This window comes from Cohnella suwonensis (assembly GCF_042655365.1).
GTDB lineage: Bacteria > Bacillota > Bacilli > Paenibacillales > Paenibacillaceae > Cohnella > Cohnella suwonensis.
The window spans coordinates 188,829-199,738 of sequence record NZ_JBHSMH010000097.1 but is presented as its reverse complement, the minus strand read 5'-3'; the positions used below and the strand labels follow the sequence as shown (position 1 = coordinate 199,738).

10 protein-coding genes are annotated in these 10,910 nt (G+C 57.2%); 6 read left to right on the top strand and 4 right to left on the bottom strand.

The genetic code is table 11. The features are described 5' to 3' along the window. Nucleotides 1–374 precede the first annotated feature (374 nt). From ACFPPD_RS22355 to nagA, 3 genes are read left to right on the top strand one after another with little or no spacing between them, the layout of a single operon-like run. Entirely contained in the window at nucleotides 375–1,244 is an 870-nt protein-coding gene (locus ACFPPD_RS22355; protein ID WP_209744727.1) for a MurR/RpiR family transcriptional regulator, read from the top strand. Then, nucleotides 1,241–1,969 carry a glucosamine-6-phosphate deaminase gene (gene nagB, locus ACFPPD_RS22350; RefSeq protein WP_209744725.1) on the top strand — a complete coding sequence of 243 codons (729 nt, stop codon included), beginning with the start codon at nucleotides 1,241–1,243 and terminating at the stop codon, nucleotides 1,967–1,969. The genes ACFPPD_RS22355 and nagB overlap by 4 nt, the downstream gene beginning before the upstream one ends. After that, on the top strand, nucleotides 1,966–3,150 hold the full coding sequence (gene nagA / locus ACFPPD_RS22345) for an N-acetylglucosamine-6-phosphate deacetylase (protein ID WP_209744723.1): 1,185 nt from the start codon (nucleotides 1,966–1,968) through the stop codon (nucleotides 3,148–3,150). Before nagB ends, nagA begins: the two co-directional genes overlap by 4 nt. Before the next feature lie 64 nt (nucleotides 3,151–3,214). Here nagA and ACFPPD_RS22340 read toward each other — a convergent pair whose 3' ends face one another. Next, complete coding sequence (locus tag ACFPPD_RS22340) at nucleotides 3,215–4,309, bottom strand: ParM/StbA family protein (RefSeq protein ID WP_209744721.1); 1,095 nt, start codon at nucleotides 4,307–4,309, stop codon at nucleotides 3,215–3,217. A 189-nt stretch (nucleotides 4,310–4,498) separates the two neighbouring features. On the opposite strand from ACFPPD_RS22340, the gene ACFPPD_RS22335 reads away from it, so the two are divergent. From ACFPPD_RS22335 to ACFPPD_RS22325, 3 genes are all read left to right on the top strand, one after another. Further along, nucleotides 4,499–5,500 carry a M23 family metallopeptidase gene (locus tag ACFPPD_RS22335; RefSeq protein ID WP_209744719.1) on the top strand — a complete coding sequence of 334 codons (1,002 nt, stop codon included), beginning with the start codon at nucleotides 4,499–4,501 and terminating at the stop codon, nucleotides 5,498–5,500. 2 nt (nucleotides 5,501–5,502) lie between these two features. Then, nucleotides 5,503–5,985 (top strand): bactofilin family protein, encoded by a 483-nt coding sequence (locus ACFPPD_RS22330; RefSeq protein WP_378083409.1) that lies wholly within the window; start codon nucleotides 5,503–5,505, stop codon nucleotides 5,983–5,985. A gap of 75 nt (nucleotides 5,986–6,060) precedes the next feature. Beyond that, complete coding sequence (locus tag ACFPPD_RS22325; RefSeq protein ID WP_209744713.1) at nucleotides 6,061–6,912, top strand: hypothetical protein; 852 nt, start codon at nucleotides 6,061–6,063, stop codon at nucleotides 6,910–6,912. 71 nt (nucleotides 6,913–6,983) lie between these two features. Here the strand turns inward: ACFPPD_RS22325 and ACFPPD_RS22320 are convergent, their stop codons facing one another. The 3 genes from ACFPPD_RS22320 to ACFPPD_RS22310 all read right to left on the bottom strand — a co-directional run bounded on the left by ACFPPD_RS22320 (nucleotide 6,984) and on the right by ACFPPD_RS22310 (nucleotide 10,890). Beyond that, on the bottom strand, nucleotides 6,984–7,244 hold the full coding sequence (locus tag ACFPPD_RS22320) for a DUF1294 domain-containing protein (RefSeq protein WP_209744709.1): 261 nt from the start codon (nucleotides 7,242–7,244) through the stop codon (nucleotides 6,984–6,986). 119 nt (nucleotides 7,245–7,363) lie between these two features. Further along, nucleotides 7,364–9,433 carry an Ig-like domain-containing domain gene (locus tag ACFPPD_RS22315; protein WP_209744706.1) on the bottom strand — a complete coding sequence of 690 codons (2,070 nt, stop codon included), beginning with the start codon at nucleotides 9,431–9,433 and terminating at the stop codon, nucleotides 7,364–7,366. Nucleotides 9,434–9,948: 515 nt separating this feature from the next. Next, nucleotides 9,949–10,890: a metallophosphoesterase family protein gene (locus ACFPPD_RS22310; RefSeq protein WP_209744703.1), complete on the bottom strand. Its 942-nt coding sequence runs from the start codon at nucleotides 10,888–10,890 to the stop codon at nucleotides 9,949–9,951. Nucleotides 10,891–10,910: the final 20 nt, after the last annotated feature.

Here is a 10,910-nt window from a genome sequence, read left to right as displayed (position 1 = left end):
GTTCGGGGGTTCGTTCGGGGGTTCGTTCGGGGGTTCGTTCGGGGGTTCGTTCGGGGGTTCGTTCGGGGGTTCGTTCGGGGGTTGGTTCGGGGGTTCGTTCGGGGTTGGTTCGGGGGTTCGTTCGGGGGTTCGTTCGGGGGTTCGTTCGGCACGGGGTCGGCACTCGGCATTGGCTAGGCGTTGATTAGAAGTTATCGGTTTTTGTTGTGCTTGGACTCTTCGTCAATCCGTATTCATTTCGTCGGCATTTCGTCGGCATTTCGCCGTTGCAAGGCGCGAGGGCTTACAGTACAATGAAGGAAGGTTGTGAAAATTATTTTCTTTTAATGACATTCTAAAAAGAAACTAATTTTCGGATAAGAGGGGTTTCAGCCATGAGCATTCTGAATGCGATCCAGGAAAAATTGGACAGCCTACATGTCAAAGAACGCGCGTTGGCTGAGTATTTGCTCGCCCATCCGCAAAGCGCGGTGCAGATGACGATCACGGAGCTCGCCGCTCAGTCGGGAAGCAGTCCTTCGACGATCTCTCGCTTCTGCAAGACGTTCCATTCGAACAATTTCCCCGACTTCAAGCAAAAGCTGGCGACCGAGCTCGTACGGACGACGTCGACCGCGAACCAATACCAGGACATCGTCGCAGGCAAGCCGCTGGAAGATATCGTGTCGGCGATCACCGCCAACCACTTGCGCTCGATCACGGATACGACTCGCGTGCTCGACTTGCAGCAACTGCGGCTTGCGATCGCCGCTATGCACGACGCCTCGCGCATCGACTTATACGGCTCCGCGACGTCCGGCATCGTCGCTCAGGATTTCTTCCAGAAGCTGATCCGGGTCGGCAAGGCGGCCGCGGCGTTCTCGGACCCGCACATGATGCTGACGTCCGCCGCGTCGTTGTCCCCGCGCGACGTCGCGATCGGGATATCGTTCACGGGCGAGACGCCGGAGACGATCCACGCGCTGCGCTGCGCCGCCGAACGGGGCGCGACGACGATGTCGATAACTCGGTTCGGCTCGAATCCGCTGGCCGATCACGCCTCCATTCGCCTATTCACCTCCTCCGCGGAGGCCGGGATGAGGCGGGGAAACATGGCTTCGCGCATGGCGCAACTGCACGTCGTCGATATTCTGTTCATGGGTCTCGTCAGCGAGCGCTTCGAGCTTTACGTTCCACGGCTGGAGCAATCGTACCAGACGGTCAGATCGTACACCGCAGGCAAAGAGGAGAGGAAAACGAAATGAACATCCTTACATTCGACAGCGACGCGAAGCTTAACGAAGCCGCGGCCAACATCATCATCGGGCAAATCCAGACGACGCCGAGGGCCGTTCTAGGGCTCGCGACGGGCGGCACGCCGGTCGGCATCTACAAACAAGTCGTGAAGGAATTCGAACGGGGCATGTTCAGCTTCCGCAACGTCACCACTTTTAATCTGGACGAGTACGTCAACATTCCGGTCGACCATCCGGAAAGCTATCATTCTTATATGAAGAGCCATCTGTTCGGGCAGATCGACCTCCCGGCCGCGCAATGCCATATTCCCGACGGCAACGCCGCCGACTTGGCGGAAGAATGCCGCCGCTACGATGAAGCCATCGAGCTTGAGGGACAGATCGACCTGCAATTGCTCGGCCTCGGCCATAACGGGCACATCGGCTTCAACGAACCCGCCCATGCGCTCACGAAAGGCACCCACATCGTCGGACTCGCGCAAGAAACGCGGGAAGCGAACGCTCGTTTCTTCGACTCGATCGACGACGTACCGAAGCAAGCGCTGACGATGGGCGTCGGCACGATTCTGAAAGCGAAGAAAATTCTGCTCGTCGTCAAAGGCGCGGACAAAGCGGACATCGTGAAGAGCTCGCTCCAAGGACCGATCACGACCGACGTGCCGGCCTCCCTGCTTCAAACCCATCCGAACTTGATCGTGCTGCTCGACAACGCGGCCGCGGGTAAACTCGCATGAGCGGCGCCTCCAACCATTCGATCCGTATCGTCAACGCCCGGATCGTCACCCCCGGAGGCATCGTCGAGAACGGCACCCTTCTCGTTAAGGACGGCCTGATCGCCGACATCGGCGTCAACGTCGACTCGTCCGCGGACCAAGCCGGCATCGAGACGATCGACGCGGCGGGGCAATGGCTCATTCCCGGCTTCATCGACGTTCACGTTCACGGCGGCGCGGGCCACGACTTCATGGACGCCGAAGCGATCGGCATCGATGAGATCGCGAAATTTCACGCGGTCAACGGCACGACGAGCATGCTGGCCACGACGCTAACGGCATCGCGCGAGGATCTGACCGCCGTGCTGGACCGCGTCAGCCGTTATATGGCCGAGCCGATGCCTTACGCGCGGCTCGTCGGGGTTCACCTCGAAGGACCGTTCGTAAACGTGAAATGGAAAGGCGCGCAAAACCCGGCCTATATCGTCCCTCCCCAACCGGAATGGCTGGACGAATGGGTAAGCCGATTCCCCGGCATCATTAAAATTCAAACGCTCGCGCCGGAGAACGAAGGCTCGCTCGACTACATCGAGAAACTCGCGGCTAACGGCATTGTACCCAGTTGCGGCCATACCGATGCGACGTACGACCAGATCATAGCGGCGGCGGACCGCGGACTCCGTCATGCGGTTCATACGTTCAACGCCATGTCTGCGCTTCACCATCGCCAGCCGGGAACGGTCGGTGCGGTGCTGACCGACGACCGAATCGTCGCGGAAGTGATCGCCGACGGCCACCACGTGCATCCGGCGGGCATCAAGCTCGTTACGCGCGCCAAGGGTACGCATAACGTCATCCTGGTCACGGACGCCATGTCCGCCGCGGGCATGCCGGACGGAGATTATGACCTTGGCGGCCTTCCCGTGCGCATGACGTGCGGCGTCGCAAGGCTGAAGGAAAACGACAGCCTCGCGGGAAGCACGCTCACGATGATCAACGCCGTTCGGTACCTCGTCCGGCAAATCGGCGTCGGCCTCGAAGACGCCAGCCGGATGGCCAGCGGCAACCCCGCCCGCCAGCTCGGCATCGACGGCGGAACGGGATCGATCGCGAAGGGCAAAGCCGCGGACTTCCTTCTCTTGAACGAAGAGTTGGAATTGCTGTCGGCTTGGATCGGCGGCTGTCGTATCGTAACCGAATAGACGCTATATAAAAAAAAAGTGTTGGCACTGGATTCTCTACCAGGCCAACGCTTTTTTGTCGTATTTATACCGCTTCGGTCTGCGATGTCTTGTTCTTCGCCAGCTTCAAGTAACCGTAGACGTTCTGAAGCTCGCTGTCGTCCACGAACCGAAGGCGCATGTTGTCCGCCGCGTCGAGGATGTACGGCTTCAGCGCCGCCGCGCCGCCGCCCAGCACGTAGAAGCACTGAATGTCCGGGTATTTCTTCCAACGCTTGCGAATCAGGTCGACGATCTTCTGCGCCGCGCGCCCGAAGTAATTGTCGACGATCTGCCGGATGTCCGCTTGTCCTTCGCCGACGCGTTGAATGTGGAATTCGTTCCTGCGAATGCGCTGAATGAGTTTCGTGCGGCTCGGGAATCGGTATCCGAATTGGTCCTCGACGTCGCGGATGATGTAATCCAAATACGAAGCCAATCCCAACTGCTCGCCCGTGCTGAATTGGTTGTCGATGCTCATCCGCTTCACGACCGGGAAATCGGTCGTCAAGGCGCCCATCTCGCAAATGCCGATTACGCCGTGATAGAGCTCTTCGTCTCTCACTTGCAGGTTCTCGTGCGTCGCCATATGGAACAACGCCGCCGCGCCTTCGATGGATACGACCGCCCTGCGGATGTTGATCCGCACGGTGCGTCCGCGCAGCTTCGGCGTCGACAGGAACGTCACTTCGTGTTCGCCGACGAGGCGCTCTTCGAATTGTTGGTGGAAACGCGCGTACGTGCGCACCGGCAAGCCCGTGCCGATGACGTATTCGACTTGGTCGATCGTCTGCCCCGGCTGAAGCGAATAAGCGACGCTCGTCACGCTGGCGTAAGCGAGCGCGGTCAGGGCGACGACGAGGGATTGATCGCTCGTCGCTTTGTTGTCGGTCTCTTCGAGCTCCGCGTTATCCTGATCCTCGGACGCGAGCAGCCCGACGAAATACCGCTGGTTTTTCTTCTTCAGCTTCGGGCTGTACACCATGACGTCCAGCGCTTTCAGCGGGGAGTCTTCTTCTTGCAAAATATGTCTTTCGTAACCCGGCGATACGATATTCGGTACGATGACCGGTTCGCTTCCTCCGTTCACGACCAGCTTGACGCTATCGTTGCCTATGTCTATACCCGCAAGCTTTAACATAAATACCCTCCTGGCTCATTCCGAATCCGGCTTTTTTATTATCCAATTCGCCTTTTTACGACAAATTCCTCCTTTAGCACTGTTGATTGTTGCGTTTTTTTTAGATAAAAAAGGAATAGAGAGAATTCGGATCGAAATATAGCGAAAGCCGATATTGGAAAATAGTCCCGGATCAGCAGGAGGAAATTCATGAAATGGCGTCATAAGAAATTCACGTTCATGGTCATTCGGGACGCGAACAGCTCCGTCATGCGTTTTCAACTGTCGGTTCTCGCCCTGGCGATCGGTTCCGCGTTAACGGTAGCCTTGTTCGTCTTCGGAATAACCGCGTTCGCGCTCTACCGCGGCAATACCGGACAAATCGGCCATCTGCAACGTCAGCTTGCGGCGGCGTCCGGCGAATACGAGCAACGGCTCGGAGCCAAGGACGAACATATCGGCGAGCTGGAATCCGACTTGGCCGATCTGTCCACGCAAGCGAAAACGATCAACGAGCGCATGAAGGACATTAACTCGCTCGAGACTCAGTTGAAAGACATGGTAGGCATCGGCTCCGGCGGGACTTCCAAGGACAAAGCCGTCAAGCCCGCCGCGGGAAAAGAAGACGAATTCGCGATGGACGGCACGGGCGGGGAAGAAATCCCGGTCACCGATGACGAGATGGAACGTCTGACGGACGAAACCCGCGGACAGTTCGATTTCCTCGGCGAACAGCTCGAGATCATGCAGCCACGGCTGGAGCTGACCAAGACCGCCGTCGCCAAGCAACAAAAGCTGCTCGCGGTGACGCCTACGATCTGGCCGACCGATTCCCGCAGGATCACGTCGACGTTCGGCATCCGCCGGGATCCTTTTACCCACCGGGCGACCAATCACGCGGGGCTCGACATCGGCGCGGATTACGGGGATCCGATCTACGCTGCGGCCGACGGCACCGTTATCGAGGCGGGCCGCAGTTCTTCCCACGGCAACAACGTGCTCATCTCGCATGGCAACGGCATTCGCACGCATTACTCCCATATGAGCAAAATCCTTGCGAAAGTCGGCGACAAAGTCCGCAAGGGCGACATCGTCGGTGAAGTCGGCTCGACCGGCCGCAGTACCGGACCGCATCTTCATTACGAAGTGATCGTAGGCGGCGAACACGTCGACCCCGAACCGTACCTTAAAGCATCGAGAAGGAGCCAATGACCATGTTCAAAAATAAAAAAGCGAAAATCGATCCCAACATGACGGACACGCTGATCGGCGAATGCACCGTATTTGAAGGAAAAATCAAATCCGAAGCCGGCATTCGCGTGGAGGGTCAGATCGTCGGGGACATCGATTGCGCGGGCGACATCACGATCGGGGAAAAAGGCATTGCCCGTTCCAATGTCAAAGCCCGCAACGTCGTCATCGCGGGACAGGTCGTCGGCAACGTCTCTTCCACGGGCAAGTTGACGATCAAAGCGACCGGGCAGCTACACGGCAATTTGTCCGCGCTCGAGCTTGCCATCGAGTCCGGCGGCGTCTTCCAGGGCACGAGCAAAATGGACGCCAAGGAGTCGAAGGACGCGAAGGATAACCAAGCCCCCGTAACGGAAGAAAGACTCGTCCCCCGAGAACGCGAAGCCGATCATCCGATATCTACCCTGCACGACAATGATCAGACGGCCGTGCTCAAAACCTGGTAGTTTGCGCGCCCTTCCGGACTTCGTGTATGATGCTTAAGTAGGCTTACAGCGGAAGGCTGACGGGAGTGAACGATCGTGGATGAAGAACTGAAGAAAGCGTACGAGACGCTCGGCTTGCCCGCCGACGCGGATCGCGAGCAAGTGGAGAATCGCTACTTCTTGCTCATGAAGAGGGCGCGAGCGGCGAAATCGAGAACCGACGCTGGCGGCGAAGGCGAAGAAGCCCTCGATTTGACGGAGATCAATCGGGCGTACAACCTCGTGCTCGGCATCGAGACCGGGAAGAACGTCACCGTCGAGAAGCAAACGAAAGTCGGGCATTTTTTCTATTATTATAAATTCCATTTGATTATCGGTATCATCGTCGTCGTTCTTGCCGCATACTTCGTCAAGGAAGGCATCGACAAGCGCCGGGAAGCGGCCAATACGCCGCCGGCCAACCTGTCGGTCAGCCTGTTCGGCAATTTCTTCCTCGCGGAAGAAGACGCGTTATCGGCGAACTTGCTCAAGCTCGTGCCCGATTGGCAACGGATCAAGTCGACGGTCGTCTACGTGCCGGCGGAGATGAAGAGCCCGCAGGACATCGCGCTGCAACAGAAAAGCGTGCTCATGCTGATGACGGAGAAATCCGAGCTGTACATCACCGACGAGAAAAACTTCGAAAGCCTCGCCTTCCAAGGCGCGTTCGTACCGTTGGACGAATTCTTGAAGAAAGAACCCCTTGACGTGCCGGAAAGCAAAATCCGCAAAACGAAGAGCGAATCGGATACGGATTCTCGGGCATACGGCATCGATATTACCGGTAACCCGGCCTTTAACGGCATCGAGCTCGGCGGAGAGCATACGATCGTCGCGATTCGCGCCAAAGAAGAAAAGTGGGACGATTCCTTCAAGCTGTTGAAGCCGTTGGTAGCCACGACGCCCTGACTCTAGTTGATAACGCAAAAGAGGACGCAACGGCCTTAACGGCCGGGCGTCCTCTTCTTTCGTTCTCCGTCTTATCGAGTTAACCAATAAACGATCAACGCTTGTACGACGAGTATGGCGGGCATGCCGACGACGAACGAAACATGCTTCGTCTTGTGCCGCCATAGGCGCATCCCGGCGATCGCTCCCGGCGAACCGCCGACCGCCGCGAGCAGAAACAGCGTTCTCTCCGGCACTCGCCGTCCTCGCCTCTTCGCCTGCCCTTTATCGTAAGCCATCGCCCATAACGCTCCCGCGTTAATCGCGAGCAAGTAACATGCCAACGCCATCATGGATTCCTTTCGCCTCCCCTTCCTTTCCCATTGTACACCGCCCCCCGCCCTCCCACAGCAAGACGAAAGCCCCATCTTTCGCGTCTCGCGAAGGATAGGGCTTATCGGTGCGAACGTATTTAGGCGTTAAAGGACAGTATGAAAGGTTGCCCGCCTTCCGCCGTCTTCATTTCGTTCCATTTGGCCGCGTCGGTCACGATGCCTCCTTGGAAACTCAATTCGTAGACGGTGCCGCCCTTCAGATCGCTACCGAGCTTAAGCGAGATTTCCGTGAAAATCTTATTCGGATCTCCGTTGTCGATTCCCGTTACGTTCACCCAATCGCCCCCGCGCTCCCGAATGCGGAACGCTTCCGGCTTCACGTTTGTCACGGGCTCGCTGAACACGACCCGGACCGTTCTCCGGTCCGTCGCGTACGTCTGCGCCGCGAACGGATTGAGATTATCCTTGACCGTGCCCGCGAATACCGCTTCGTCGCCGTTGCCTTCCGTTTCAAGGCCGACGATGCCCGACAGGCGCGCCGTATACGTGCGGCCCGTCAGGAACAAGGCCGGATCCGGGGATTTCGTTCGGAATTGCATGACGATGACCCGGTCCGTACCCGGTTTCAACGCCGAATAATCCGCCCAATCCGTCAACGAAACGTTGGAATCTCCGTCGAGCAAGCTGACGATCCTCGCGTTGCTCGCGTCCGAACCGGTCACCGGACGGTCGAACGTCGCTTCGATCGTATTATTGTTGATCGCTTTGATCTCCTGCACTCTGACCGGCGTAATCGGATTGGCTACCGCTCCGATCTTCCAATTTCCGGAGTTATCCATATAGTTGCCCGCCAGATCCGGGATGCCGCTGACCGTCAACGTGTAGACGACGGCGTCCTGCTGCTGCGTCGTTCTCAGATATACCGTCACGCCGTCTTTGCCGAGCGTGGCCTGCGTAATGCCGAGACCTTTGTCGAACGCGTAATGGTAAGCTTGAACCGCTTGCGTCGGATCGATTTTCTCGCTGAATTTCACGCTGATGATCGCCGTCGTCACGTCGATTCGGACTTCCGTTACTTTCGGCTTCGAATTGTCGCCGTTGCCGACGAACGTCAGGTCGTCCTTGCGGTCCATGACATTGCCGACTAAGTCTTTGACGTTGCGGACGGTGAGCCGATACGTCCTTCCGTTCGCCTGGTCGGACGTCGTGAACGTCACCCGGCGCAAGTCCGAAGACAACTGCAACGACGTGATCCGCAAGCCGTCGTTTAACGAATAATTCGAGGAGTTCGTCGCCGTATTGCTGTCGACGGGCTCCGAGAACGTGATTTCGTAAGTTTTCGCCGCGATGCGGTTCGGCTGGGAGACGATCGTCGGCTTTGTCGTATCGTCCGGAGTTGACGAATAGCTGTACGGATTGCCGTCGACGTAAAGCCAATGCGTCACGCTGCCGATCTGACGGTCCGTCCATAAGACGACGGACAATCCGTCCTGGCTGACGATCGCTTGTTGAATGCCCCGGCTATTGCCGTAGACGTCCTTTAGCGAGAACCTCTGCAGGTTGATATTGTCGCCGCGCTCGTACAGATTGACTCTGACCGATTGGTTGGACAGCGCATCCACCGAGCGCACGCGCAGCGGTTGAATATGGGTATCGTTGTATACCGTGTAAGCCGCTTCTACGAGTAGCCCTCTCGAAGCATCCATCGTGTAGTCGTTCAATTGCGGAATCAAACCGCGGTCGAGAGCAAGGCTGACCGCGCCTCTGGCCCATTGGGACACTTTCCCGATAACCGGCGTAGAACCGTTCCCTTTCAACCCGTAGCTACGGATGAATACGGCGGCGAGCTGCTCCACCGTCACGTTCATTTCCGGCGCGAACACGTTCGCCTGCGTTCCGCTCATTAAATTCGCCCTCGTCACCGCGCCGATCTGCGGATAAGACCAACGGGTTTTGAGTACGTCTCTATAGCCGAGCGCCGTCGTGCTCGTTGGCAAGTCCAGCAATCGCCACAACACGACCGCGAGTTGTTCCCTCGTCATCGAATCGTACAGATGCGCGCTGCCGTCGGCAAATCCGGTGAAAATATTTTTCTGCCTAAGGAAATCGTATTTCTGCTCCGTGTTCAGATTCGACGCGGCATTCGCCCCGACTGGCAATTGAATGAGCAACAATAGCGCGAGCAAGCCGAGCCATGCTTTTCTCATACCGATACCTCCCTGATTCCGCCGCGGCTTTCCCGGGTTCGCATCGCGGCTGTCAAAGGGTTTGACGCGAGTTAGATACGTTTTGTTTCGATTATTAAAATATTATTAGAAAAAAGATACAATACGACGCAACTTGTCCATCGCTGATATAAGAAAAACTTCTATCGAAGTTCCTCGAAGATGAGCGACCGCGTTCAGCGGAAGTTTTTCCAAGTACAGAAAGTTTCCATTTGCTTTAACACTTTAGCGAACTTAAACTTTCTGTAACGTTCGAAAAGCCGCTCCGCGTCTTCTCGGACGGCGAAGCGGCTTTCGATAATATGATCAAGTTCAAAAAGTCTGGTTTTCAGCACCGAGAAGGTTGAAAGAAGCTAGGGAATGAGTATCGGAGCGTAGGCAAACCTACGTGAGAACCGGAAGTCCCGTGCAGCATTCAAGATTCGATGTCGAATAAGCTTCCTGATTTGCTTCGTGATCAAAATCGGGCTTTTTGAACCACCTATATAAGTATATGCTTATGCCTTTGAGAACCGGTTCGGGGAATGTTTTCTCGGCTTCTCGACTTTGGCGCCGTTGTCGAGCCGCAACCAAGTCTCGAAGCTCTCCTCGCCCTCTCGCATCCGAATGACGCGCGCTCCCCGACGGAACCGCCATCTTCCGTACGTATTGTACCCGGTCGCCCTGCCGTAACACAACCGAATGCCGTGCAGCGTTCCTTCGTAATCGTTGATATGGTCGTGGCCGCAGAACGTTCCCATGACGCCGCCCGCTTGCGCGAGAGCGGTGAACATGCCCGTATTCAGCCTCGGCGATTGCACTTTCTCGTATCTTCTGCCGCGGCATATTTGCTCGTCCCAGGCTTCTCGATATTCCGGCAGCGGAATATGGAAGAACGCCAGAGACGGAATCGGACGTCCTCCGTGACCCGCTTGCAGCGCTCGGGCTTCCTTCAGCAGCCAATCCGATTGGCCGCGCCGGAACCAGCCGTACCCGGGAACGTTCGGGAGCTCCGAGTAGGCGCCGCTGTCGATGAAATACAGCGCGGCGGCAGGGAAGCCGTCGCGGCCGGCCACCGTTCTCGCGAAGTTGCCGACGCCGCCGATGTCGGGGGGACCGGCTTCAGCGATCGATCCGGCAAGTCCCGTCTGGACTTTCATAAGCTCTTCTCGAGAAGTCGCGCCTTCGCTATCGTGATTGCCGAAGACGGCCGCCCAAGGGATGCCGCTTCTCTCCGCCACGTCCACCGCGTCCTTGAACGATCGGTAAGGATCCGAACAATGCAAGCTCTCGACGACATCGCCCGTAAAGACGATCAGATCCGGCTTCTCATCCGCGATGACGCGCGTCATGAGCGCTTTCGTCCGAGCGTCTTTTTCGTCGCCGTTTTTCCAATGCACGTCGGTGAATTGAACGATCGTGAACGAGCCGTCCTTCCGGAAGCTCAACTGTTTGCCCATCGGGTACCCCTCACCATTCG

Excerpts from the sequence above, each read along its gene's own strand:
- nagA (WP_209744723.1), top strand. The coding sequence starts at position 1,966 with ATGAGCGGCGCCTCCAACCATTCGATCCGTATCGTCAACGCCCGGATC.
- ACFPPD_RS22315 (WP_209744706.1), bottom strand. The coding sequence starts at position 9,433 with ATGAGAAAAGCATGGCTCGGCTTGCTCGCGCTATTGTTGCTCATTCAA.
- nagB (WP_209744725.1), top strand. The coding sequence starts at position 1,241 with ATGAACATCCTTACATTCGACAGCGACGCGAAGCTTAACGAAGCCGCG.
- ACFPPD_RS22320 (WP_209744709.1), bottom strand. The coding sequence starts at position 7,244 with ATGATGGCGTTGGCATGTTACTTGCTCGCGATTAACGCGGGAGCGTTA.
- ACFPPD_RS22330 (WP_378083409.1), top strand. The coding sequence starts at position 5,503 with ATGTTCAAAAATAAAAAAGCGAAAATCGATCCCAACATGACGGACACG.
- ACFPPD_RS22355 (WP_209744727.1), top strand. The coding sequence starts at position 375 with ATGAGCATTCTGAATGCGATCCAGGAAAAATTGGACAGCCTACATGTC.
- ACFPPD_RS22310 (WP_209744703.1), bottom strand. The coding sequence starts at position 10,890 with ATGGGCAAACAGTTGAGCTTCCGGAAGGACGGCTCGTTCACGATCGTT.
- ACFPPD_RS22335 (WP_209744719.1), top strand. The coding sequence starts at position 4,499 with ATGAAATGGCGTCATAAGAAATTCACGTTCATGGTCATTCGGGACGCG.
- ACFPPD_RS22340 (WP_209744721.1), bottom strand. The coding sequence starts at position 4,309 with ATGTTAAAGCTTGCGGGTATAGACATAGGCAACGATAGCGTCAAGCTG.